This window comes from Marivirga sp. (assembly GCF_024636815.1).
Taxonomy (GTDB): Bacteria; Bacteroidota; Bacteroidia; order Cytophagales; family Cyclobacteriaceae; genus Marivirga.
In genome coordinates, this window is record NZ_JAGXGF010000021.1 from 1 (window position 1) to 26,727 (window position 26,727).

A 26,727-nucleotide genomic window follows, 5' to 3' on the forward strand; every position below is an offset into this window, starting at 1 on the left:
CGAAGTGAAGATGTATGCTTATACCTCAATCTTCGACCGGGCAGTAGGTGGCGTACCTGAGGCTAGCTCAAAAAAAAATTCGATTTCGCATTTTTTGAAGTGCAAGGAAAAGTGGGGAAATCTAAAAAAAGCCATGCACTTGTTATCAACAGTGTAATAGTTTTTAACATATATTATTGTTAAAAGTCAGTTTTTAGGGGGGAATGCGTTTTTCAGCAAGCCCTAATTAATCAGTACCATCTTCGCTTTAAGATAGATCAAGATAATTATGCTGTTTGTTTAAGTATTTTTTTAAATTATAAAACTGCCTATTTTATTCGGTTTTAACCCTTTTCCTAAATGTTCGTTACAATAGAGAAGTATTTTATAAACTAAAATCTATAACTATGAAACTTGGAATTAAAACATTAGTGATTGCAATTGTATTTTCTTCAGCTATTGCATGTCAGTCTGAGAAAAAGCAAAATGAAAATGCTACTGTTGAGGAAAGAACCGAGGAAGTAAAAGATGATTTCCGTGAAAAGAAAAATGAGTGGGAAGCTAAACTTAAAGCTGAGATTGAAGAAGTTGAAAAACGAATTGAAAAGGCAGAAGCTGATTCTGAATTAGAACAGAAACTTGAAAATACTAAGCGTGAGCTTGAAAATAATTTGGATAAGATTGAAAAATCAACTAAAAATACATGGGCTGAAGTAAAGAATGATGTCAATAATGCATTTGAAGACATTGAAAATGAATTAAATGCTTTAGGTGAAAAAATTGAGAATGATTTAGAGTAATTTTAACATAATATTTATTTATTAGATACCGGAGTATTATCAACTCCGGTTTTTTTATTTATTGTAATGCGTAAAAGCAATCTATAGCTTATAAATGAAGGGAAAATTATTAGCAATTTTGAAATTAGTACCTAAGTCTTTAAAGGACTTAAGAGATAAGAATCCGATGCAATTAGCGTCTTCAACAGCATTTTTTAGTCTATTTGCCATACCCCCAATTTTGGTTATTTTAATTAATACGCTCGGTATTTTTATTAAGCCAGAGTTTTTGAATGATGAAATTTTTAACCAGATCAGTAATATTTTAGGAAGTTCAGGGACTGAACAGATAAAGCAGATATTTCAAAATTTTCAAGAACTACCGGATGATCTTCTTACTTCTATTTTGGTGTTTTTGTTTTTGTTGTTTATTGGTACAAATTTGTTTTTTCTGGTTCAACTTAATATTAATCAAGTTTGGGACGTCCCTTCCAAAAGCAATCAGAAATTTACCTCACATTTGCGAGGAAGACTTACCGCCATTATTCTTGTTATAATTGGTGGTGCCATAATATTAGTGGCTATTCTCTCTGATATAGCTATTGCATTTGTAGGAGATAAGATTAACCACATTTTACCCAATATTAAAACCTATTTAATCAGAATTATCAGTATATTATTTTCACTTCTTACTTTTTCAGCTTGGTTCACCTTATTATTTAAGATACTGCCTAATGCCAAATTACCCTGGAAACCAGCTATAGTTGGAGGAATAATGTCTTCTATATTGTTCAAAATTGGTCAGGTTTTGATCGAATTAATTTTATTCAATAGTAATATTAAAGGAATATTTGGTGCCTCTAGTAGTATTGTTCTAATAATGTTATTTGTTTTCTACGTATCATTTATCTTTTATTTCGTAGCCATGTTCATTAAAAATTATTCGGAGTTAATTGGTCAGCCAATAACTACCGTTAAAAAGGAGAAGAAACAATAAAATCATTTATGAAGTAAATGGAGGTATCCTAAAGTTTTATGGAGATTATTTAACTAATAATTTTCTTATGCCGATGAAGAGAATGGTTATGGTGGTGTAACCTATAAAAAAGGGTATAATGTAATTTATCAAGCCCATAGAAAGCATAACTGCCATTATCATTAATTGAAAACCCAATCCATAAACGGATATAAAAGTCATAAACCAGTTAGGGAATTGCCGAATTCTATAAGCCTCCTTATCAAACTGGTACATTAACCAATCAAAAGGGAAATATAATACTTGAAATATTTTAAACAGTATATTCACTGTGGTTTGACTTTCCCCAGCAAAGGCTGTAGGCGGCTTTAATTCAAAAATCTTACTAGTTGTATCACCTCCAATAGAACGGTGTCTTAGTATCACATAGTAATAATTGTATAGTGTTCCTTGAAGTTGAATGCACAAATAAGCAATTACCGCCAACCATAATGGGCTTGTACTTTTATAACTAATGGCCAATATAAATATTAGATTTAAGGTGCTGTCAAAAATTGAATCCAAATATCTACCTGAATAGGAGGGTCTTTCCTTTATCCTCGCAAGTTCACCATCCATTGCATCCACTATTGATTTTAGAATCAAACCCAAACCTGCAATAAAATAATATTCCATCAAAATAGAATAAGCAGATATTAAACCAATAATACCAAATGCTAATGTAACATGAATTGGAGTAAGAGAAGTGTCTTTAAATAAACTTGAAAGATAAATAGCCGGACTTCTTCCATAATCTGAAAAGTCAAAGAATTTTTGTTCTTTATCTATTTTAGGCATTTAAAATTGATCTTATGCAATTCAAATTAATAAGAATGGCAAGTTAAATCTACGTTATTTGAATATTACTAAATATTTATTCGTTAACAACTATAATAATTAAATATTTGTTCAAATAAACATCGTCAAATAAAAAAATATCAATTATTGAAATAATAGTATTTAAAATGTCGTATTTTGGTATGCACAACTCATGCTTTTAAATATTACAATATTTAATTGGTGAATTAGGAATAGGTTTTTACTTTGGAATGTGCAATTATTGAACATAAAATATTACTGGCAAAAGTGTGATTTTTTCGGGCAAGCTTCCTTACTGTTTCGATATGCCGCTTATTTATTCAATGCTATTTATTTAATCATATTTTTAAAGTTTTATGATATCCCGTTAGATATATGGCATTATTTTTCGATTTTAATGGCCGTCATTCTTCCATATTCAATATTCATATTTTACGTAAAGCATGATAATGATAAAGGGATCGCTATTAGACAGAATATGGTTGATTTCTTGGTAGTTGGATGGTTTGTCGGCCTAATTCAACTAATTTATATTCCTACCTTTGTATTTATTTTAGGTTTAGTCTGCAATTATGTAGCCTCAAGAGGTTTTCATAAAGTTTATAGAATGCTTCTAATTCCAGTTGGCTATTTATTAACATTTCCGATATATGGATTTCAAATTAAGAATAGTTTACCGGATCTAATGCTTCATTTATCTTTAGGATACGCTTTAATTCACTTCATTTCCATTGCTTACATCAGCTATAAGTTCTCAAAAAACATTCAGATTATTAATAGAAAGGTAACTCATCAACAAAAGGAAATTGTAACGCAATCGGAAGAATTACAATCTCTCAATGAATCATTGAAAGGATTGAATAATCATTTAGAAGATAAAGTGATAGAGCGAACTAGAGAATTACAACTTAAAAATGAAAAACTAGCTGAATACACTTTTATTAATGGACACCAGTTGAGGGCTCCAGTTGCAACTATGCTAGGTTTATGTAATTTATTAGATTATTCTGAGGAGATAAAAGAGAAAGAAGCAATTATAAATATGCTGAAAGATGAGGTAAAGATTCTGGATATCACCATTAAGGAGATCCGTCTTAAATTAGAGTCAGATCAAACCATTAATGAGCAAGTGAGAGATGTGGAAACTGAACATTCACAATTTGAAAAACTGCAAATAAAAATTCAAAAATCTTAGAATGTTCAGTTTCCTATATTATTTAAATCAATTTTGATTAATATACAAATCCCTCCAATTAATTTAAAAGTGGCTAAAAATGAGGCCTTAAATACTCATTTCCACTATTTCTTTAGCCATATCAGGATCGACTTTTTGTGTTTCTCCTAATCCCATCCATTTACGTTCGGTAAATCTATCATATACGGTCTGTGCAGTATTCTGATATTCCGATGTATAATCTGATAGTTTGGTATCAATTCCCAATGATTGGAAGAAAGAAACCGTCATTTCAATAGCTTTTTCCGCAATCTCAATGTCAGATTCACCTGTTAAGCCCCAAACTCTTTTTCCGTATTGTACTAATTTATCCTTTTTATCATCAAAAAGTTTTTTGTATAGGTTTGGAGCGATAATCGCCAATGTCCTGGCATGATCAATTCCATGTAAGGCTGTTAATTCATGTGCAATCATATGGGTGGCCCAATCAGTAGGAACGCCTAATCTTAAAATTCCATTTAGAGCCATGGTAGCCGACCACATGAAATTAGAGGCTGCTTTATAGTCAGATGGGTCTTCCATGACTTTAGGGCCTATCTCAATCAGTGTTTGTAAAATTCCCTCGGCAATTCTATCCTGTAAAATTGCATCATGCTGATAAGTTAAATATTGCTCTAAAGTATGTGCATAAGCATCAACAATTCCGTTTGCTATTTGCCTTTTTGGTAAGGATTGTATAACTGTTGGGTCACAAATTGAAAAAGCTGGAAAGTATTGGGGTCCACCGAAAGTTCTCTTTTCCTGAGTGGAAGCTTTAGTAACCACAGCTCCAGAATTCATTTCAGAACCTGTAGCAGGCAGCGTTAATACCGTTCCAAAAGGCAAAACTTTTTCTTGTTTTCTTGACAATCCTTTCGAAACTAAATCCCATTCATCTCCTTCATAAAAAGTAGCGGCAGAAAGAAATTTGCATCCATCAATTACTGAACCACCGCCAACTGCTAGAATAAAATCAATTTTTTCTTCTCTAATGATTTTAACTGCTTTCATCAAAGTTTCAAAATGAGGGTTAGGTTCTATTCCTGAAAATTCAGTCACTTTAAAATCCTTACTGGCTTCAATTACCTGTTCATAAACACCGTTTTTCTTGATGCTTCCGCCACCATAAGCCAATAGAACATGACTTCCAGCAGGAATATTATCAGCTAACTTTTTTATTTCACCTTCTCCAAATATTATTTTAGTCGGATTTCTAAATTCAAATGATTTCATAATTAATTTTTGTTTCAAAAAGTAAACGCCATAGTGGTTGGAGAGTTTTCAAATTTTAAACTAATTTACTTTTAGTTATATTTAAACAAAAACACGATTATGAACAATTCCATATATTTTATTTTAATTCTTCTTGCTGGTATTTCTTGTTCAGTGCCTGAAAAGCATACTGATTTGTCTGATGTTTTTAAATCTTTGTCAGAGCAGAAACAATTTTACTATAATGTAGAATATAGTATCCTTAAACCTCAGGAGGGAATGATTTCTAGCTTATATGGAACGGTATCATTAAATAGAAATTCAGAAAGTGGTATATCATCAGCCTATTTCGGACTAAGTGATAAGAACATGCCGAACTATTTGCATTCAATTTATTTGAAACACGAATGGATATCTGAATTGTCAAGTAATAGTTTTGATTATAGTGATGTCGATTTGATAGCGGATAGTTTACATAGCCCTATTCTTATAAATCCTGAATTACTATTTAAAATTGAAGCAGATTCAGTTAGAATAACTGAGCAAGAAATTAATGAAAAAAGTATGAAATGGATTTTTGATTTAAAGCAAAAAACAGATCAAGTAGTAATAATGTGGGATAAGACACTAAATAAAGTAACTGAATTGGAATACAAATATGATGTGAATTCTGAAAACACCTACAGTAGAAAATGGACTTTTGAATATTTAGCAAAAACAGAATATAATACGTTAGCAAGTAGTTATAAACAACAAAATCAAATAGCTCGTCAACCGTTTTTATAATTTCCTTCTAAATTTTTTACTGCTGCATCTATTAAAATTGTATTCTGCAATTATTTAATGTATTTTTCCTTTTATAAAACGAATTCGAATTATGTTCACTGAAGCAGAAATAGCCGTAATCATTGAAAATCAAGAGATTGAAAAAATTACCGATCATCTTCGAAAAGATTTTCTGGAAAAAACAGCGCCTTATTTTGAAATTAGCAATCATGATTTTTTGTCATTGATTCTTTTGAGCCCTGTGGTAGGTAAGGCAATGGCCAATAATAATATCAGCTTTAAAGAAGAAATGTCTTTACAAAAAAAGGCTCGTAAACTATCGAAAGGTGGCTTTTTCCTTTCTAAAGATCCTGTGGCAGATTGTATGAAATTCTTAATTAAGAAATTTGATCAATGGGAAGATGACTTTTATGGCGCAATAAATAAGATATTTCATATTCTTTTTGAACAAGAAACACTTGATAAGGCTAATAATACCTCAGTTTCTTATCGAATTCGAGTGATGGAAGCCCCTTATATTTTAGTTCGATTTATTTCTTCTATGTTTTTAGAACGAGAAGAGGATATTTTGAATCCAGGGAGAATTCGGAAAATAGAATTTGAGAAAATAAAATCGATAGGAGAGAAAACAGGTTTAGCCAAATTGACTTTATTTAATGAGTTTATTGAAGCTTTTGAGGTTAAATGAATGTTTTAACATGCTTTAGCATAATTTTTGTATTTTTGTGCTACTAAAAAGATCATTCGTTGGGGAGAAACCAATTTAATATAAAATCATCATTTTACATCTTTCTATTTTTAGGCTGTTTTGTTGTTATGCCTACGATGGGACAGGTATTTAATCCTTGGGGGCCTCCGCCTAATGATAAGGATATTGATGCTAATTTTTTACGTAAAATTGCTAATCATTTTTCTGCTGAGGTAGCCATAGGATATGGCTCCACACGATACAGACAAAATCTTGATGAATATCAAATATATAGCAATAACTCACAGCTTTTTTTACTAGCCGAAGATTCATTGGGAAATACTGTAGGAATTGCAAACTGGCTTAATCGACCACTAGTAACGGATACTTTGGATACCTCTTCTGCAATTTTTTATCAAAATAATTTGAATGAGTCAGATCAAAATAGAAGCTATGTTATTGATAGTTTGGAAAAAAGACTAGTTGGAGGTGGGAATGCTATACCAGTTCATTTAAAAGTTCATATTAATTATGATAGATTTAGAGTTGGAGCAGGGGCAACATTTGAAATTAATTCTAAAGCAGATCTTAATCTAAAAGGCTTCCCTGATTTTATAGCAAGCTATCAATCAGATTTTTCAAGATTCTTCACTAGTAAGTATTATTTGACAGCAGGTGTGCGTTATTATGACTTTTGGGATTTTTCTTATTTTGCTGATGTGGAATATGGTAATTTTCGTTTATCTAACAGTGCATTTTCTGGTGAAAATGTTTCTGTCAGTAATTATTGGAACATTAGTTTTCCGATAGAAAAGAATTTTTCAGAATATTTCAGATTGGTAATGCGCCCTTCAGTAGATTTAAAATCAATTAATACCATAATTCCTACCGGACAATCAATTAAAACCAATATGTGGAATTTACAATTTCAAGTAGGGGTAAGAGTAAGTTTCCCACTATTTAAAAAATGTCCGATTAGTAATTGCGAAGCTCAGAAAGAACATCATCATATTGATAAAAAATATAGAGGCCAACCTATTTACAAATGGCAAAATCCGAAAGTAGGTGAAAATCATCCCTATAATTCGAATGAAAAAAGAGAGACATTTCCATTTTTAAAACGCAAATGAAATGATTATTTTTGTCATGGCTTAATAAAAATCTTTAAATTGCACTTTATTTATTTTAGACAGTAAACAAATCTATGGCTGAAGGAGAAAATGAAAAAATCATCCCTATTAATATAGAGGATGAAATGAGAGGCGCCTACATTGATTATTCAATGTCGGTTATAGTTTCTAGGGCTTTGCCTGACGTTAGGGATGGCTTAAAACCCGTACACAGAAGAATACTTTTTGGAATGCAAGAATTGGGTCTTGCACATAATAGACCTTATAAAAAATCAGCCAGAATAGTGGGTGAAGTTTTGGGTAAGTATCACCCACATGGTGATTCAGCTGTTTATGACACTATGGTGCGCATGGCGCAGCCTTGGTCTCTTCGCTATCAAATGGTGGACGGTCAGGGTAACTTCGGGTCTATAGATGGTGATTCCCCAGCTGCGATGCGTTATACAGAGGCTCGTCTGAAGAGAATTGCAGAAGAAATGTTGACTGATATCAATAAAAATACGGTTGACTATCAATTCAACTTTGATGATTCCTTAAAAGAACCAACCGTATTGCCTGCCAAAGTGCCTAATTTATTATTAAATGGTGCTTCAGGTATTGCAGTAGGTATGGCCACTAATATGGCGCCTCATAATTTGACGGAGGTAGTGAATGGTATTAATGCCTACATTGATAATAATGAAATTACTGTATCAGAATTAATGGAGCATATAACTGCTCCTGATTTTCCGACAGGTGCTGCTATTTATGGTTATCAAGGTGTTAAAGCAGCCTTTGAAACGGGTCGTGGAAGAATTGTGATGCGTGCCAAAGCTGAAATTGAAGTACTTAAATCAGGTAGGGAAAGAATTATTGTTACTGAAATTCCTTACATGGTGAATAAAGCCAATATGATCGAAAAGACTGCGGCTTTAGTAAACGAAAAGAAAATAGAAGGCATCTCTGATATTAGAGATGAGTCTGATAGAAACGGGATGAGGATTGTTTACGAAATTCGTAAAGATGCTATTCCAAATGTTGTCTTAAATAACCTTTATAAATATACTCAGCTTCAAACCTCATTTAGTGTTAATAATGTTGCCCTTGTAAAAGGAAGACCAGAAACCCTGAATTTGAAAGATATGATCAAGCATTATGTCAACCACCGACATGATGTTATAGTCAGAAGAACAAAATACGAATTAGAAGAAGCTCAAAAAAGAGCACATATATTAGAAGGTTATCTCATTGCTTTAGATAATCTGGATGCAGTAATTAAATTAATTCGTGAATCCAGAGATCCGGAAATCGCAAGAAATGGATTAATAGAGAAATTTGAATTATCCGAAATCCAGGCGAAAGCTATTTTGGATATGAGACTTCAAAGATTGACTGGTCTTGAAAGAGAGAAAATCATTCAGGAATTTGAAGAGATCAAAAAACTCATCGAGTATTTGGAATCTATTTTAGCTGATGAAGAGCTCAGAATGAAGATCATAAAGGATGAGATGCAGGAAATTCAGGATAGATACGGTGATGAACGAAGAACCGAAATTATCCATAGTGCTGAAGAATTCACGGATGAGGACATGATTCCTAATGAAGATGTAGTGATAACACTATCTCATCAGGGATATATCAAAAGGACTTTATTGAATGAATATAAAACCCAGGGAAGGGGTGGAGTAGGTTCTAAAGGTGCTGGAAGTAAAGATGATGACTTTACAGAATTGCTTTTTGTTGCCAAAACACATAACTACCTCTTAATTTTCACTGAATTAGGTAAAGTATATTGGATTAAGGTTTACAGATTGCCTGAAGGCTCTAAAATTTCTAAAGGTAGAGCAATTCAGAATTTAATTAATATTGAATCTGAAGATTCTGTTAGGGCAGTTATTAATGTTGAAAATCTTGATGATGAAGATTATATCAACAATAACTTCCTAGTAATGTGTACCGAAAAGGGTACCATTAAGAAAACTACCTTAGAAGCTTATTCAAGACCAAGAGCTAATGGTATCAATGCCATTTCGATTAATGAAGGCGATAGACTTCTGAATGTGAAATTAACCAATGGTGATAATAACATTATAATTGCAGCGCGTTCAGGAAGAGCAATTCGTTTCCATGAAAGCAATGTAAGACCAATGGGTAGAACTGCTGCTGGAGTTCGAGGCATTACATTAAAAGATGGCAAAGATATTGTAGTAGAGATGGTAGCCATCACCAGAGAAAATGCTAATCTATTGGTAGTTTCTGAGAAAGGTTATGGAAAACGTTCTGATATTGAAGATTATCGTATCACCAAACGTGGCGGTAAAGGAGTAAAAACTTTAAATGTTACCGAAAAGACCGGTGAGTTAGTTGCTATAAAAGAAGTAATTGATTCTGATGATTTAATGATTATTAATAAATCAGGAATCACTATCCGAATGGCAGTAGAAAGTCTAAGGGTAATGGGAAGAGCTACTCAAGGTGTTAGGTTAATAAAAGTCAATGAAAATGATAGTATTTCATCGGTAGAGAAAGTTGAAAAAATCGATGAAATAGATGAGATTGATGAAGAAGAAAATGTTGAGAATCCGGAAAAGCCGGAGGAAAACAACGATAATGAATCTTAATTAATTTAAAATAGTATAATAGGTAATAATTGTTTAAATAAAATATGATAAAGATGAAAAGACTTGCATTATTTTTCGCCTTCTTTTTAGTAGTAGGGCAAGCGTTTGCGCAGAATTCTAATGTTCGTAAAGCAGACAGGGCTTTAGAAAGTGGCGATTTACAAGAAGCCAAAGAGCTTATAAATGAAGCAGCAGAACATGAGAAAACCATAGATGATCCAAAAACATGGTATACAAGAGGTACTATTTATCAGGCGATCTTAAATGAAGAAGGCTATTCTGAGGAATTAGTTAAAGAAGCCGCAAAAAGCTATGATAAAGTTTTTGCAATGGTTGATGAAAGTGATAAATACTACACATTAACTGATTTAAAAGTGCAGGAACTTTGGGGTGGATTTATCAATGAAGGTTCTGAAGCATATTCAGCTGAGGATTTCGAAGCAGCAGTTATAGCTTTTGATAAGGCACTATTAGTACTTCCAGAGGATACAACAGCTACCTTATATGCAGGTATTGCCTCTCAACAAATGGAGAATAATCAGGAAGCTTTAAAATATTACTATAGACTATTGGATCTTGATTATCATTCTGAAGATATCTATGGTAGTATAATTTCAATTGAAAGATATGGTAATGAGGATATTGAAAAAGCCTTAGAAGTGACCAGAATGGCTAAAGAGCAATTTCCAGACACAGATGTTTTTGAGAAACAAGAGATTAATCTATTAATTAATTCAGGTCAGGTAGATGTTGCTAAAGACAGAATAAATGATGCAATTGAAAAGGAGCCGGATAATGCTAATTTATATTTCAATTTAGGTTATTTATATGAGCAATTAGAACAGCCTGAGAAAGCTGAAGAAGCATATCTTAAAGCAATCGAACTAGATCCAGATTATTTAGATGCTAATTTTAATTATGCAGTTTATTATTACAATAAAGCGGCTGATTTATTAGCGAAAGCTAGAGATATGGATTTACAAACATATAGAAAAGAAGGTAAAAAAATAGAAAAAGAAGCGAAGGAGTATCTTAAAAAAGCTAAGCCTTATTTTGAAAAATCATTAGAGTTAGCTCCTGAAGAATTGGCAGTTATTGAAACACTTCAAACTGTATACATGCAATTGGGTGAAAATGAGAAAGCGGAAGAAATGATGAATCTTGCTGATAAATTAAAGACAGAAAAAGAATAAAATCCAACAAACATAATTTTAAAAGGTTACTCTAATGAGTAGCCTTTTTTTATTTAAAATTTTACCGTTTTTTTGATTTAAGGCTGTTTTTAAATAGTTATATATAATTTACATAAATATGGAAAAAGCGACTTTTGGTGCTGGCTGTTTTTGGTGTATTGACGCTGTTTTAAGAAAACTTAAAGGAGTTGACAAAGTAGAATCCGGTTTTGCTGGAGGCTTTATTAAAAATCCTCCATATAGAGAAGTGGTACAAGGTAGAACAGGCCATGCTGAAGTAGCCCAAGTGACTTTCGATTCAAATGTGATTTCTTATAAAGAACTTTTAGAGGTATTTTGGCAAGTACATGACCCCACCACATTGAATAGACAAGGAGCGGATGTTGGAGAACATTATCGATCAATTATTTTAACACATAATACAGATCAAGAAAAAATTGCTAAAGAAATGAAGCTTAAATTAGATGCTTCAGGTATTTTTGATGATTCAATAGTAACGGAAATCAAACCATTTGAAGCTTTTTACCCCGCAGAAGAAGTTCATCAAGATTTTTACACCAGAAATCAAGGAATGCCTTATTGTACTTTTGTGATTAAACCTAAAGTTGATAAGTTAAAAAGATTGTTTGCGGAGAAATTAAGTTAACTCATTTTATTAAAAACCTAAAGTCAACTGCCCATTCTCTCCAACTTTTTCCTCAATTTCAAAATTAGATAAAGAACAACCTACTAATCTAACATATTGCGGTAATTGGAAGGATTCCATTAGGCTTTCCAAACCTTGATCAAATAGATTGGCTGCATCAATAGCTTCTTCAAATGTTTTACTTCTGGTAATTTGCTGAAAATCATCAAATTTAATTTTCAATGTTATGGTATGGGCATTTGCATCACTCTGTTTATAACGCTTCCAGCACTTTTCGGCTATGGGCTGTAGTGCTTCCCATATTTCAGTTTTTGTTTTTAAACTTACAGAAAAAGTATTTTCAGCACCTACAGATTTTCTTATCCTATTGGGGTTAACTTTTCTATAATCTTCGCCACGACTAACGGAATAAAAATAGCGGCCTTGTTTACCAAAGTGCTTTACTAATTCTTTTATAGTTTTTTCGCGTAAATCAGCTCCAGTTTTGATATCTAAAGAGTACATCTTTTCAGCAGTCTTCTTACCAACTCCAAAGAATTTTTCAATAGGCAAATCTTCTATAAATGGAATTACCTGATGAGGCTTTATAATAAATATGCCATTAGGCTTTCTGTAATCAGAAGCTATTTTAGCTAAAAATTTATTGATGGAAACACCTGCAGAAGCTGTCAGCCCAATTTCTTCTTTAATTGATGCTTTGATTTCTAAAGCAATGTCAGTTGCAGTGGAAATCCCCATTTTATTTTCCGTAACATCTAAATAAGCTTCATCTAGTGAAAGTGGTTCAACTAAATCAGTATATCTAAAGAATATTTCCCTAATCTGATGACTTAATTCTCTGTATCTTTCAAATCGAGGTTTTACAAAAATCAAATTTTTACACTTTGATGCCGCTATTTTTGAAGGCATAGCAGAATGAATACCATATTTTCTGGCTTCATAGCTGGCTGCAGCTACAACACCTCTTTGGCGATTTCCTCCTACAGCCACAGGCTTTCCTTTTAGATCAGGAAAGTCCATTTGCTCAACAGATGCATAGAAAGCATCCATATCTACATGAATTATTTTGCGTTCTCTCTCTTCTTCCAAAGCTTATCCGCTTAAAGTTTTTTGATACCGTTTATCCTTTTGTATTAGCTATATAATGAAATAAAACGGATATTATTTCTCATAAAATAAATCAATTCATTTTTAATAATAACCAAATGAGGAGAAGAGAGTTTTTACAACTAGCAGGAATGGGAGTCGGAGGCGCTTTATTAACCGTACCATTAATAGGTAATGCGGTAGATATGGACAGACTTCTAGAAAATCCGATAGATGTTTTAGAGAAAAAAAGGCTTGCTGATATTGGACTAAATGCAGCTAAGGCTAATGGTGCTACTTATGCTGATGTTCGTATAGGACGATATTTGAATCAATATATTTTCACTAGAGAAGATAAATTACAAAATGCAGTCAATACTGAATCTTTTGGTGTAGGAGTAAGGGTCATTGCTAATGGTACCTGGGGTTTTGCTTCCACTTTAGATGTTAGCGATGCTGGTATCCAAAAAGCTGCTGAAACGGCAACTGCCATTGCCAAAGCAAATGGTAAAATACAAACAGAGCCAGTTCAATTAGCCCCCGTACAATCTTATGGCGAGGTAAGTTGGAAAACACCTCTTGAAAAGAACGCTGTTGCAGTTCCTTTAAAGGAAAAAGTTGATTTGTTGCTTTCTGCCAACGCAGAAGCCATTAATAATGGTGCTAATTATGTAAATAGTGCCTTATTTATGATTAACGAACAAAAATACTTTGCCAGTACTGAGGGATCGTATATCGATCAGGATGTTCATAGGATTTGGCCAAACTTTAATGTTACTTCTATTGATCCTGATAGTGGTAAATACAAATCAAGACAAGCTTTAAGTTCTCCTATGGGAATGGGATTTGAATATATGGATCCAAGGGCTTCAAGCAAAAAAGAAGGCCCGGGTGGCACTATGCACTATTATGACAGATATGACATGATAGAAGATGCTGGTTTAGCTGGTAAGCAAACCAGAGAAATGCTTAAAGCAGATTCGATTAAAGCAGGTAAATATGATTTGGTATTAGATCCTAATCACTTAGGTTTAACTATTCATGAAAGTATAGGCCATGCTACTGAATTAGATCGTGTTCTGGGCTATGAAGCCAATTATGCAGGAACGAGCTTTGCCACTTTAGATAAATGGAAAAGTAAAGATTTCAAATATGGAAGTGATATTGTCAATGTCTTTGCTGATAAGACTCAAGAAGGCTCTTTAGGAGCTGTAGGATATGATGATGAAGGAGTCCAAACAAAGAAATGGGATTTAATTAAAGACGGTGTCTTAGTTAACTATCAAGCCATTAGAGACCAGGCTCACATTATAAATGAAGATGAATCTCACGGATGTTGCTATGCACAAAGTTGGAATGATGTTCAATTTCAAAGAATGCCAAATGTATCCTTAGAACCTGGAAAAGCAGACTATAGCCCAGATAACATGATTAAGGATGTTGAGAAAGGAATTTATATTGTAGGACGTGGTTCTTATTCAATTGATCAACAGCGCTATAATTTCCAATTTGGTGGTACTTTATTTTTCGAAATTGAAAACGGGAAAATTAAGGGACCTGTAAATGATGTAGCATACCAATCCAATACTCAGGAATTTTGGAATTCATGCTCTAAAATTTGTGATAAAAGTGATTATAAAACTTTTGGATCTTTCTTTGACGGAAAGGGACAGCCATCACAAATTAGTGCAGTATCTCATGGTAGTGCTACTACTCGTTTCGATGGGGTAAATGTTATCAATACTGCAAGAAATATTTAATTCTAATTCTAAGGTTTTTGACTACAAATGGTCTAAAATCTATTAGTCTAAAATCTAAAATCTTTAAAAATGGCAATATTATCAAAAGAAGAAGCAAAGCAAATACTAGAAAAGGTAATGGGCTTTTCTACTGCAGATAGCTTGGAGGCAAGTCTTTCGGGCAGTGGTAGGGGCAATATCCGCTATGCTAGAAATACAGTATCCACCAGTGGCTTTAATGATGACATCAGTTTGGGAGTAACTGCTAATTTTGGAAAAAAATCAGCATCTTCTACCATCAATGAATTTGATGATGAATCATTAAAAAAAGTAGTAAAAAGAGCTGAAGAGTTGGCTAAACTAGCTCCTGAGAATCCTGAGTTTATGGAGCCCTTGGCTCCTCAGGATTACAAGGAATCGAAAACATATTTTAAAAGTACTGCAGACATCAGTCCTGAATATAGAGCTGAAATTGCGAAAAAAAGTATCGAGCCTGCAAAAGCAAAGGATGTTACTGCAGCTGGCTATTTGGAGGATACTTCAGGTTTTTCCAGTATTATGAATTCTAAAGGCCTATTTGCCTATTCCCAGGAATCGGAAGTCGAATTTACCGTAACTATGCGGACTAATGATGGAACAGGTTCTGGATGGGTTTCAAGAGATTATAATGATGTAAATCATTTCAATGGTGCAGAAGCATCGGCCGTTGCTTTAGAAAAAGCAATCATGAGTCGAGAAGCCAAGGCTATTGAGCCTGGAAAATATACAGTAATTCTGGAACCGGCAGCTTCGGTTCAGCTTTTGGGCAATATGTTGTATAACATGGGTGCAAGACAAGCTGATGAAGGAAGAAGTTTTCTGTCTAAAAAAGGAGGCGGAACCAAAATTGGGGAAAAGCTAGTGGATGAGAGAGTTAATATTTATTCAGACCCTTTCAATGATTTAGTTCCAGCAAATGCTTGGAATGGAGAAGGCCTACCAAGAGAGCGCACAAGCTGGATTGAAAATGGAGTGGTGAAAAATATGTCCTATGGTCGTTATTGGGCTAAAAAGCAAGGAGTAGAGCCTGTACCTGGTCCTGCAAATGGAATCATGGTTGGTGGAGATGCCACGACAGAAGAACTCATTAAAAGTACTAAAAGAGGAATTTTAGTAACTCGACTTTGGTATATCAGAACAGTGGATCCTCAAACATTACTTTATACTGGTTTAACGCGTGATGGTACTTTTTACATTGAAAATGGAAAAATAAAGCATCCCATTAAAAATATGCGTTTTAATGAAAGCCCAATTATTATGTTAAATAATTTGGAAGAATTAGGACAGCAACAACGAATAAACGGGAACCTTATTCCCGTAATGAAAATTCGTGATTTCACTTTCACAAGTTTGTCAGATGCCGTCTAACTATTATTTTTGTGGATTTGAAGAGCTTTGGGGTAAACTCAAAGCTCTTTTAGTTTAAACCAATTGAAATTTCTTTTTTTGTCAAAAATAAATATGATGAAATATTAAAAGATAATATTTAAATAGTTTAAATTACATAAGTAATTAAATATAGGCAATGAACTTTCGACCAAAAAAAGATAAAAAAACACTAGTTTTTGCTTATGCAGTAAGTTTAATTGTAGCCCTTGTTTTTTCTATTACGATCATAATCATTTATGAATACTATAAAAAACAAAAATCCCAACAATTACATTCTGAATTAAATTTAGTAGCGGAAAAAATCAGAAAAATAATGACCAATAGTAATCTGGCCGCTTTTTCTATTGGTTTAACAGTAGATCCACATCATGATACCGTACTTAATTTTGAGTATGTGGCAAAAGAAATTTCAGAACAACATCCTTACCTTTATGGAGTCCAAATTTTAAAGAAGGGTAAAATTCAATATGTCTATCCCTATGACATACATCAATCAGTGATTGGATTTGATATCTTAGATAATCTAACTTCAAAAAGGGAGGCGCAGCACGCCATTGATAAAAAGGGAATTTATTATGCAGGTCCGTTGGATTTTAAACAGGGAGGGAAGGGTATTATTGGTCGATTGCCTATTTTTCATGAAAACGAATTCTGGGGTTTTTCAGCTGTATTGATTAATATGGAAGACTTTTTAAATTTCTCAGGAATAAGCGATTCAAAAATTGAAAATATAAGTTTTCAGTTTTCAAAAGTAAATCCAAATACTTCTAAATTAGAAAATTTTACTCCCAATAAAATCAAAAGTAATTTTTTCTTAGATTATACATTTGAAGAATCGGGTTGGATAATAACAGCCTATTATAAACAAGACTTTGTTGTATATTTAATATTGCTATTAGTGATTTTTTTGGCCTTGGCTTCATCAATAGGGTCTGGATTATTTACCTATCAATTATTGAAAAAACCTGTTGAACTGAAATCATTATTGTCTGACAAAACCCGGGAAATTGAGGAAAACAATGAATATTTATCATCAATGGTTCAAGCAATCCCTGATTTAATATTTGTATATGATAAAGACGCAAGATACCTTGATTTCCATGCTTATCAGTTGTCACTCTTATATTATCAGCCTAAGGAGTTTATTGGAAAATCCACATATGAATTATTTGATGAGGAATTTGCGAAAAACATTCATAATGCTGTTAAAATGGCTTTAAGTTCAGAAAAAATTATGGAATATTCGTATCATTTGGATATTAATGAAGAAAGAAAATACTTTGAATCCAGATATATGGCAATAAATTCCGAAAAAGTACTAGCTGTGGTTCGGGAAGTTACAGAAAGTAAATTGTCAGCAGAAAAGCTGGAAAAAAGCGAGCAAAAATATAGGAATTTAGTATCACAAGCCTCCGATGCTATTTTTCTTTCTGAAGGTAATGGCAATTTACTAGAGCTTAACCAAATTGGCCATGAAATGACTTCTATATCTGTTGATAACGACAACATTGATACTATTAACCTAAATGATTTTATTAAACTTCAAGACAAGCCAACACAAAAATTGACCGATGTGATTAAGGAATTTGGGACTACATTGGAAGAAGCAGTTCTTATTTCCCGTAATGGAAAATATATTCCTGTTGAAATAAGTTGTAAGATTACAGAAGAACGCCAAATTCAGGGAATAATACGGGATATTTCCCCAAGGAAGAATTTTGTTAAATCAATTCAAAAGCAAAATGAAAAACTAAAAGAAATTGCTTGGATTCAAAGTCATGAAGTGAGGGCTCCATTAGCTAGACTTTTAGGATTATTGAATTTTCTTGAAAATTATCATAATATTAGTCACATTGATAAAATCAAGGTGATTCATTCTATAAGAAGTAGCGCTGAACAATTGGATATTATTATCCGTGATGTTGTAAATAGAACACAACTAGCTGAAAATGCTGCTCATAATCGGGAATTTAACTAATCCTTAGCTATATATCCCTGCTATTCATTACCTTTGATTCAAACTGAAAAGTTTCAAATCAAAAAAAATTAAGAAATTGGAATTTAAACAATTAAACTTTCATCCTACACTAAGTGAAGGCTTGGAAATGATGGGCTTTCAAAAAGCCACCCCCATACAGACAGAAGCCATTCCTAAAATATTAGAAGGCAAAGATTTAATAGCCTGTGCTCAAACAGGAACCGGTAAAACAGCCGCTTTTGTATTGCCCGTATTACATAAAATTGCTATTGGCGGTGAAACAAAAGGTGTGAATACCTTAATAATAGCCCCAACTCGCGAGCTCGTACAACAAATTGATCAGCAAATAGAAGGCTTTTCTTATTTCACCAATGCTAGTAGTATAGCCATTTATGGTGGTGGAGACGGTGCAGCCTGGGAGCAACAGAAGAAAGCTATCAGAGCAGGAGTAGATATTTTAGTAGCTACTCCAGGGAGACTTATTGCGCTACTTAATTCTAATGAAACGCAATTGGATAATGTTCAGCATCTGGTTTTAGATGAAGCCGATAGAATGTTGGATATGGGATTTCATGATGATATCATGAGGATTGTAAAACAGTTACCAGAGAAAAGACAAACGCTTTTGTTTTCAGCTACTATGCCTCCGAAAATTAAAAAATTAGCGGGAGCTATATTAAATAACCCTGAAGAAATTAGCTTATCTATTTCAAAACCTGCTGCTGGAATATCTCAGAAGGCTTTTTTAGCTCATGATGGACAAAAAACACCATTATTAAAATTTATTTTAGGCTCAGGAATCTATGAAACGGCTATAGTTTTTGCAGGTAAAAAAGATAAAGTAAAATCTTTAGAGCGCGACTTGAAAGATATTGGCATGTCGGTAAAAGCTTTTTCCAGTGATTTAGATCAAAAGGAAAGAGAACTAATCATGCGTGATTTTAGAGCAAAAAAAGTTCAGGTATTAATAGGTACAGATATTATTTCTCGTGGAATTGATGTCGAGAATATAAGCTTAGTTGTGAATTATGATGTCCCTGGTGATCCGGAGGATTATGTTCATAGAATCGGCAGAACTGCTCGTGCAGCCACTAAAGGTGAAGCCATAACTTTTATCAATGAAATGGATATGGAGAAATTCAACCGCATTGAAGGGTTGATTGAGAAATCAATCATGAAGACCAATAGCTTGCCTAACCAGATTGGTCAAGGTCCTGAATATGAGGAAAATGCCCGCAAAAGAAAGCCTTCTGGTTTTAAAAAGAAAAAATCTTTCAAAAGAAGGAATTAATAATTTCAGTAAAATATAACATGACATTCAAAGAATTAGGAATATCCGATAAACTCATCAAAGGTTTATCAGAATTGAATATAAAGAATCCGACCAAGATTCAGGAATTAGTTATTGGTCATTTAATGCAGAATACTGGAGATTTAGTGGCCCAAGCACAGACCGGTACGGGTAAAACTGCTGCTTTTGGATTACCCATTTTAGAAAGAATCAATCCTAAAGATGATAAAATTCAAGCTGTGATTTTATCTCCAACAAGAGAGTTAGCACAACAAATCAAACATCAACTTTTCAAGTTTACTAAATATTCTGACCAGGTATTTATGGAGGTTGTTTTTGGTGGAGAGAAAATTGACAAGCAAATTCAAAATTTGAAAAGACCTACTCAAATTTTAGTAGCTACTCCCGGAAGATTGAATGATTTAATCAGAAGAAAAGCAATAGATATTCGTGAGGCAAAGTTAATGGTGCTGGATGAAGCAGATGAGATGTTAAGCATGGGTTTCAAAAAGGATTTGGAATTCATCTTGAATACTATGAAGCACAAAAAGGATATTTGGTTATTCTCTGCCACTATTCCTACGGACATTAAATATATCATTAAGCAATATTTAGAGCCAAATGCTAAGCAAATACAAGCATCAGGCAATGAGTTAGTGAATGAGAAAATTATGCATCAATACGTACCATGCGATACGGATGAGAAAATGATGGTGCTGGATTATTTCTTGAAGACTCAGAAAAATGAAAGAGGTATTATTTTCTGTAATACTAAAAATTCAGCCAGAGCGCTTCACGAGAAACTTAATGCAAAGAAGATTTCAACAGGAATTTTGGAAGGGGATATGCACCAAAAAGAAAGAGATAAAGAAATGAGAGCTTTCAAAAATAAAAAGCTTGATTTACTGATTGCTACTGATGTTGCCGCAAGAGGAATAGATGTAGCTAATTTAGCTTTTGTAGTGCACTATGAAATTCCTAAGCAAGTTGATTACTATGTTCATAGAAGTGGAAGAACTGCCAGAGCAGGTAAAACAGGAGTAAGTATGGCACTTTGTACAAAAAATGAAGTCACTCAAATCAAAAAAATCCAACAAGAGCTAGGAATTAAAATCAAAGCAGTTCCATTTGGCTGATTTTTTTCGGTCTGACGGTTTAATTTTGCACACCCAGTGGCAATCATATGCTGTAAGCTAAGTGATTAATGTCCGACATTTGTAATGTCTGACATAAGCACATATTTCACATTTGCAGATATAATTTAAAAATGAAAAATTTTATTCTATTTATATTTTTAATAGGGTTTTTGGCTTGTTCAACTGAAGAGCAAAGACAGGAAAGTTTGATCCAAAAAGGATATCAATCTTTGGATAGAGGGCAAACTAAGCAGGCCTTTAATTATTTTCAAAGTGCTATTGATATTAATAATGAAAATGCTTCAGCATGGAATGGTTTAGGCGTAACCCATTATCAAGACGGTCATCCTTATGAAGCAGTACAGGCATTTGGAAAAGCTGTGCAGTATAAAACAGATTATACAAGAGCATATTTCAATAGAAGTAATGCTTTTTATCAAACAGGAGAATACTATCGAGCGCTTGATGATTTAGAGCCTGTTTTAGAAGCTTATCAAGATTCAGCTTTTGCTCATTTAGCAAAAGGACTTGCTTTGGTTGGCTTAAAGAATTATGAAGAAGCAGAAGAGTCATTTTTAACAGCCTTGGAGCTCGATGCTGAAAATGCTGAAATTCATACCAACTTAGCTGCTGTTGCTTATTATCAGAAAGAGTATGAAGGGGCAATTAAATATCTGGATAATGCGCTGGAATTAAATCCTAATGAGGCGAATGCCTGGAATTTATTAGCATTGGTACAGTCAGAGCAAGATAATTTTGAGAAGGCCCTGGAATCCGTAAATAAAGCAATAGCATTACAAGCCGGCCAACCTTATTTTTTAAATAATAGGGGATATATCTACACTTTTTTAGGTGAGTTTGACAAAGCATATTCTGATTTAAGAAAAAGTATAGTGTCAGATGAAAAAAATCCATTTGTCTATCGAAATCTAGGTATCCTTGCTCTTAAAAAAGGCGATTATACTGGGGCTACAAGACAATTAGAAAATGCTTTAGAGAAAAGAAACGATTTACCGTCAACACATTTTTACCTAGGGGAAACTTTAAGATTAAATGATCAATTGAAGGAGGCTTGTATTGCTTACAAAGCTTCAGCTGAACTTCAAGAAACGAAAGGAATAGAAGCATTTCAGAAATACTGCAATGATTAATATTCAAAACTCTAAATCTTCGGAATAAAACAATAAATTCCTTACTTTTGCCCAAAATTTATCCATTAAGATATGTTCGATAACCTCAGTTATAAATTAGACCGCGCTTTTAAAACCCTGAAAGGTCAGGGACAAATTACTGAAGTAAACGTAGCTACTACAGTTAAAGAAATCAGAAGAGCATTAGTAGATGCCGATGTGAATTTCAAAGTAGCTAAGGAAGTTACAGATAGAATAAAAGAAGAAGCATTAGGACGTGATGTCCTTATCTCTGTTTCTCCTGGTCAGCTTTTGGTAAAAATTACTCAGGAAGAGTTAGCCAAAATGATGGGAGAGAAGCAAGAAGATATCTCCATTGAAGGTTCTCCTGCTACTATATTGATTTCAGGTTTACAAGGTTCAGGTAAAACTACTTTCTCTGGAAAATTAGCTAACCGACTTAAAAAACAAGGTAAGCAAGTTTTACTTGCTGCCTGTGATATCTACAGACCGGCCGCTATTGACCAGTTAAAGGTTTTAGGTGAGCAAATAGGAGTAGAGGTTTATGCTGAACCGGATAATAAAGACGCTGTAAAAATTGCTAATAATGCTGTTAAATTTGCTAAAGCCAATGGCAAAAGTGTAGTAATAGTCGATACTGCCGGTCGTTTGGCTGTGGATGAAACCATGATGAAGGAAATTTCAAGCTTGAAAAAAGAGCTAAAGCCTTCGGAGACATTATTTGTAGTGGATTCAATGACAGGTCAGGATGCCGTTAATACTGCAAAGACCTTTAATGAGCAATTAGATTTTGATGGAGTTGTTTTAACCAAATTAGATGGTGATACTCGTGGTGGTGCTGCTTTATCTATTCGTAATGTAGTAGAAAAGCCAATCAAGTTTGTCAGCAGCGGTGAGAAAATGGACGCCATAGACCTTTTCTATCCAGATAGGATGGCTCAAAGGATTCTCGGAATGGGTGATGTGGTTTCTTTGGTTGAGAAAGCTCAGGAGACTTTTGACGAAGAAGAAACCAACCGACTTTCTAAGAAAATCCGCAAAAATCAGTTTGATTTTGAAGATTTCCTTTCTCAATTGCAACAGATCAAGAAAATGGGTAATGTAAAAGACCTTTTGGGAATGTTGCCTGGCATGGGAAAACAAATTAAGGACTTGGATATTGATGATGACGCATTTAAGCCAGTTGAAGCTATTATCCGCTCTATGACTAAGGATGAGCGAACCAATCCCGAATTGATGAATGCTAGCAGAAAGCAAAGAATTGCCACTGGTAGTGGAACTTCTGTACAGGAAATCAATAATCTTTTGAAGCAATTTAAAGATATGAGAAAGATGATGAAAACAATGAATAAAATGAGCGGAAGCAAAAGAGGCTTAGCTGGTTTTAATCCATTTGGCAAATAATATTTCATAAGTAATTGTTTTATTACATTCTTTTTTAGAATTTATAAAAAAAGCCTGATGTTACTTTATTAGTAGTATCAGGCTTTTTTATGAAATAGAAATTTGTAATAAGCTTATTCTCAATATTATAGACTATAATTGTACGGTTACTAATCTTTATATTTAATATTATAATCAAATATATTTTTAATTTTATATAATCATTTCTTGTTTTTAAGTATAATATTTTATTAAATTGACACTTGAATTAAATAAGTGTAAAACGCTGATAATTAAAGTGTTTAGTTTATTTTAAAATCTATTAAACTTTTTATCTTTAATAGAATTATATTTAGATAAGTGTTTGTGAAAAACTATTTCAACTATTCCATTTTTCTTACAATTACAAGCTTATTGCTTTTAATAGTTATACAACCTATTGAGGCATCCGCTATTCAATCTTCCATAGTTAGTTCCAAGACTATGATTATTAGCTATTTATTTGAGACAGAAGCTTTATACCTTACGAGCACTATTAAAACGATTTCCCTTATAATATTAAGTTTTGGAATTTTTGGTATTGCCTTTAATTTCATCAATTTAAGTTCTAACCGAATTAAAAGGCATAATGATTATTTGGAAAGTTTAGTAAAGGATAGGACTAAAACACTCGAAGAACAACACAGTCAGTTAAAAGCTCAAAATGAAGCTTATAAAGATGCACTTTCTCTCATTCAAGAACAAAAAGAGGAAATTGAAACTGCTCAGCAGGATCTCCTAATTAAAAATAAAGACCTTAAAGAAGCTTTTGAAGAAATTCAATCACAGAATGAATTATTAGACCACGAAAGAAGCAAACTGGAACAAGCTAAAAGAATCATTCAAGGTCAGAATACTAAGTTATTGGGTATTGCCAGAAACCTTGACCACAAAGTTCAGGAAAGGACTAAAGAGTTATCTGTTTCCAATAATCTTTTATTAGACAAGAATAAAGAATTAGATGAATTTATCTATAAGTCTGCTCATGATTTAAGAGGCCCAATCGCCCGATTTAAAGGTTTGAGTCAGCTTATACAAATGGAATATGAACAGGATAATGACATCTCAGACCATTTAAATCACTTAAATCATTCCGCCAATCATATGGATAGCATGCTTAAGAGATTAAGTAATGTATATGAAATAAGTGCCAGACCTATTATTCCTCAAAAAATAAGTGTCGATATGATATTGGAAACGGTCTTTGATAGACTCAAAACCGAGGAAAACCTTAATAATGTATCCATAGAATTGAATAATGAAATTAAGGAACCCATTCAAATTGATCCTAGCTTATTGCATTTAATATTTAAAAATTTAATAGGAAACGCAGTTCGGTTTTATGATCCATTGAAATTGAATAAATGGGTTAAAGTAAAGATTGAAATAATTGATAAACAGTTAGTTATCAGTGTTAAAGATAATGGTATCGGAATTAAAAAAGAGCAACAAGAAAATATATTTAACTTATTTTATGTTGGGTCTGAGTTACCAAAAGGCCCTGGACTAGGCTTATATATTTGCAAGATTATCACTAAAAAGTTAAATGGAGACATTAACTTAAATTATTCAGAAGTTGAAAAAGAAACTGAATTTAAAGCTTCTATTCCCATCGCTATTTAGATAGTATAGGTTTATACTCATATCTTGATGAGATATTATTGAGTCCCATGTAATTAACCTAATTTCTGTTTCAACAAACTTAAGTAAAACTAACTCGTATTAGTACATTATTATAACTCGCTCAAAATCAATAAACTGATTGACAAGGGTTGATTTATATACGAACCTTTCAATATTGATTAAGTCTCAATTTTGTAGAACCAAACTTTTTAAAAATGAAAAAAATACAGCCTTATCAAATCGTCCTTTTTATTCTATTATCCTTCACTTTAAGTAGCTGTGAATTACTTACAGGTGTTTTTGAAGCAGGTATATGGGTAGGAATTCTCATCGTAGTGGTCATAATTGCAATTATTATATGGGTAATTAAAAAAATATTTAGCTAGAATTATTGAATCCTAGTATTTAAAGAAGCAAATCACTTTTTTATGATAGCAAATGTCCTGACGTGTCTTTAATGCACTTTAATCTGCTTAATCGCTTTATAATTATATCTTAGATTATCGGTCAGGCGGTGTATTAAGTTAACATTTGAATTTTAAGAATTTCAAAAGTTTTTACGAACAATTGCCTGTATTGGTAAACAAGCCCTCAGATTGAAAGAATCCTTTATTTTTTTTGAACTTTGTTCATTTAGAATATACTATTTTCTTAACTATATAGTTAATATGAATAAAAACTCTAAAATATGAAAAAGTCAATCTTTATTTTAAGCCTTTTGATTAGCTTTTATGCGCTTAAAACAAATGCTCAATCCAAATTTTACCTTTCTACTGAAGGTAATTTTATCTATGATTTATATCAGGTCAGTGATGAAGGTGATGCAATAGGGCCACCCAATATCAGAACCTTAGATATTCCAGGTACCACTATTTTAGCTGGTTATGAATTAAATTCAACCTTTAGTGTGGAAGTCGGTATTGCAACCCGACCTGTGAAAAGCGGATTTTCCCTACAAAAAGAGGCAGGGCGGATGCAAACTGAAAGTGCCGGTTCGTACTACCATATCCCAGTACGGACCAGAGCAATAATTCCTCTTGTTGGTGATTGGTTATTTGCTACCGCTAGCTTAGGAATGCATTTGAGTGTTACTGAACCCACACGTGTAGGCACAACATTTACATCCGAAGGTGGAGGGGGAGGTGGTAGAATTGTAGGAGGTAATGAAAATTATTCTTATACAACTCAATACACATCTATAGATAAATATTTCATAACAGCGGCTGCTGAAACAGGTTTTGACTTTCAAATTAGTCCTAAATTTAATATATACTCTACTTTCACTTACAATAGAGGATTTACTGATTTAAGACAAACTGATATTCAATATCAATTTCAAAATGAACCGCAGAGAGAAGCTAGTGTTCTACATCAAGGCAGTTATTTGAGTGTAAATATTGGGCTTCGTTTTCCATTTAATGGAAAAGATTAAGGATTTAGACTATTAGTTAATTCTATACCTATTTTTGCATAATTCTAAAGCGATTAGATGGTTTGATCTGTTTAATCGCTTAAATTGTTTGTTTATCAAATAATAAACATAAACTATGATATTGGTATTCGAGAGACAAATAAACAAAACTTCAAACTGGAAATAATCCGTTAAATTAAATTGAAGCTTTCCTAAAATATAAATAATTCACTTCAATAAACTGACTTGGCAAAAGCAAATTATCATTTTAAGTGATTTTACTTTCATTATTCATCTATAATTAAAATAGAATTAGCTTTTTTATTCATTTCCTTTTCCATAAATTACTTATTTATAATAATTTTAACATTATTAAGCTGTAATTTGTCCCGGGGTGTATAA

The 26,727-nt window shown here is 32.9% G+C and carries 22 protein-coding genes; 19 read left to right on the plus strand and 3 right to left on the minus strand.

The window, feature by feature from the left end; genetic code table 11:
• Window positions 1-386: 386 nt before the first annotated feature.
• The gene (locus Q0L29_RS02035) at window positions 387-779 is read left to right on the plus strand and encodes a hypothetical protein (RefSeq protein ID WP_296618635.1); all 393 of its coding nucleotides are present in this window, start codon (window positions 387-389) and stop codon (window positions 777-779) included.
• Window positions 780-873: 94 nt separating this feature from the next.
• A complete protein-coding gene (locus Q0L29_RS02040; protein ID WP_296618636.1) occupies window positions 874-1,755 on the plus strand; it encodes a YihY/virulence factor BrkB family protein in 882 nt (293 codons plus the stop codon).
• Between the two features lie 45 nt (window positions 1,756-1,800).
• Here Q0L29_RS02040 and Q0L29_RS02045 read toward each other — a convergent pair whose 3' ends face one another.
• Window positions 1,801-2,571: a CDP-alcohol phosphatidyltransferase family protein gene (locus Q0L29_RS02045; protein ID WP_296618638.1), complete on the minus strand. Its 771-nt coding sequence runs from the start codon at window positions 2,569-2,571 to the stop codon at window positions 1,801-1,803.
• 253 nt (window positions 2,572-2,824) lie between these two features.
• On the opposite strand from Q0L29_RS02045, the gene Q0L29_RS02050 reads away from it, so the two are divergent.
• Window positions 2,825-3,787, plus strand: a complete 963-nt coding sequence (locus Q0L29_RS02050) for a hypothetical protein (RefSeq protein ID WP_296618639.1) — start codon at window positions 2,825-2,827, stop codon at window positions 3,785-3,787.
• An 87-nt stretch (window positions 3,788-3,874) separates the two neighbouring features.
• Here Q0L29_RS02050 and Q0L29_RS02055 read toward each other — a convergent pair whose 3' ends face one another.
• Entirely contained in the window at window positions 3,875-5,038 is a 1,164-nt protein-coding gene (locus Q0L29_RS02055) for an iron-containing alcohol dehydrogenase (protein ID WP_296618641.1), read from the minus strand.
• A gap of 99 nt (window positions 5,039-5,137) precedes the next feature.
• Between Q0L29_RS02055 and Q0L29_RS02060 the strand changes: the two genes are divergently transcribed.
• From Q0L29_RS02060 to msrA, 6 genes are all read left to right on the plus strand, one after another.
• The gene (locus Q0L29_RS02060) at window positions 5,138-5,803 is read left to right on the plus strand and encodes a hypothetical protein (protein WP_296618642.1); all 666 of its coding nucleotides are present in this window, start codon (window positions 5,138-5,140) and stop codon (window positions 5,801-5,803) included.
• 91 nt (window positions 5,804-5,894) lie between these two features.
• Window positions 5,895-6,491, plus strand: coding sequence for a hypothetical protein (locus Q0L29_RS02065; RefSeq protein WP_296618644.1), 597 nt, complete (start codon window positions 5,895-5,897; stop codon window positions 6,489-6,491).
• A 128-nt stretch (window positions 6,492-6,619) separates the two neighbouring features.
• On the plus strand, window positions 6,620-7,621 hold the full coding sequence (locus Q0L29_RS02070; protein ID WP_296618645.1) for a hypothetical protein: 1,002 nt from the start codon (window positions 6,620-6,622) through the stop codon (window positions 7,619-7,621).
• A gap of 74 nt (window positions 7,622-7,695) precedes the next feature.
• Window positions 7,696-10,221, plus strand: coding sequence for a DNA gyrase subunit A (gene gyrA, locus Q0L29_RS02075; RefSeq protein WP_296618647.1), 2,526 nt, complete (start codon window positions 7,696-7,698; stop codon window positions 10,219-10,221).
• A 53-nt stretch (window positions 10,222-10,274) separates the two neighbouring features.
• Window positions 10,275-11,414 carry a tetratricopeptide repeat protein gene (locus Q0L29_RS02080; protein ID WP_296618648.1) on the plus strand — a complete coding sequence of 380 codons (1,140 nt, stop codon included), beginning with the start codon at window positions 10,275-10,277 and terminating at the stop codon, window positions 11,412-11,414.
• Window positions 11,415-11,532: 118 nt separating this feature from the next.
• Window positions 11,533-12,060, plus strand: a complete 528-nt coding sequence (msrA, locus tag Q0L29_RS02085; RefSeq protein ID WP_296618649.1) for a peptide-methionine (S)-S-oxide reductase MsrA — start codon at window positions 11,533-11,535, stop codon at window positions 12,058-12,060.
• 9 nt (window positions 12,061-12,069) lie between these two features.
• Here msrA and dinB read toward each other — a convergent pair whose 3' ends face one another.
• The gene (dinB, locus tag Q0L29_RS02090) at window positions 12,070-13,149 is read right to left on the minus strand and encodes a DNA polymerase IV (protein WP_296618652.1); all 1,080 of its coding nucleotides are present in this window, start codon (window positions 13,147-13,149) and stop codon (window positions 12,070-12,072) included.
• Between the two features lie 116 nt (window positions 13,150-13,265).
• Here dinB and Q0L29_RS02095 point away from each other — a divergent pair, with 116 nt between their 5' ends.
• The 10 genes from Q0L29_RS02095 to Q0L29_RS02140 all read left to right on the plus strand — a co-directional run bounded on the left by Q0L29_RS02095 (window position 13,266) and on the right by Q0L29_RS02140 (window position 26,346).
• Window positions 13,266-14,906: a TldD/PmbA family protein gene (locus Q0L29_RS02095; protein ID WP_296618653.1), complete on the plus strand. Its 1,641-nt coding sequence runs from the start codon at window positions 13,266-13,268 to the stop codon at window positions 14,904-14,906.
• A gap of 69 nt (window positions 14,907-14,975) precedes the next feature.
• Window positions 14,976-16,292 (plus strand): TldD/PmbA family protein, encoded by a 1,317-nt coding sequence (locus Q0L29_RS02100; protein ID WP_296618655.1) that lies wholly within the window; start codon window positions 14,976-14,978, stop codon window positions 16,290-16,292.
• Window positions 16,293-16,449: 157 nt separating this feature from the next.
• Window positions 16,450-18,291, plus strand: coding sequence for a PAS domain S-box protein (locus tag Q0L29_RS02105; RefSeq protein ID WP_296618657.1), 1,842 nt, complete (start codon window positions 16,450-16,452; stop codon window positions 18,289-18,291).
• A gap of 76 nt (window positions 18,292-18,367) precedes the next feature.
• Window positions 18,368-19,582 carry a DEAD/DEAH box helicase gene (locus tag Q0L29_RS02110; RefSeq protein ID WP_296618658.1) on the plus strand — a complete coding sequence of 405 codons (1,215 nt, stop codon included), beginning with the start codon at window positions 18,368-18,370 and terminating at the stop codon, window positions 19,580-19,582.
• A gap of 20 nt (window positions 19,583-19,602) precedes the next feature.
• Entirely contained in the window at window positions 19,603-20,718 is a 1,116-nt protein-coding gene (locus Q0L29_RS02115) for a DEAD/DEAH box helicase (protein ID WP_296618660.1), read from the plus strand.
• Window positions 20,719-20,849: 131 nt separating this feature from the next.
• Complete coding sequence (locus tag Q0L29_RS02120; protein WP_296618662.1) at window positions 20,850-21,869, plus strand: tetratricopeptide repeat protein; 1,020 nt, start codon at window positions 20,850-20,852, stop codon at window positions 21,867-21,869.
• Between the two features lie 72 nt (window positions 21,870-21,941).
• A complete protein-coding gene (gene ffh / locus Q0L29_RS02125) occupies window positions 21,942-23,273 on the plus strand; it encodes a signal recognition particle protein (RefSeq protein ID WP_296618663.1) in 1,332 nt (443 codons plus the stop codon).
• Between the two features lie 345 nt (window positions 23,274-23,618).
• Complete coding sequence (locus Q0L29_RS02130; RefSeq protein ID WP_296618665.1) at window positions 23,619-24,914, plus strand: ATP-binding protein; 1,296 nt, start codon at window positions 23,619-23,621, stop codon at window positions 24,912-24,914.
• Window positions 24,915-25,129: 215 nt separating this feature from the next.
• Window positions 25,130-25,300 carry a hypothetical protein gene (locus Q0L29_RS02135; protein WP_296618666.1) on the plus strand — a complete coding sequence of 57 codons (171 nt, stop codon included), beginning with the start codon at window positions 25,130-25,132 and terminating at the stop codon, window positions 25,298-25,300.
• A 302-nt stretch (window positions 25,301-25,602) separates the two neighbouring features.
• A complete protein-coding gene (locus Q0L29_RS02140; RefSeq protein ID WP_296618668.1) occupies window positions 25,603-26,346 on the plus strand; it encodes an outer membrane beta-barrel protein in 744 nt (247 codons plus the stop codon).
• The last annotated feature ends 381 nt before the right edge of the window (window positions 26,347-26,727 follow it).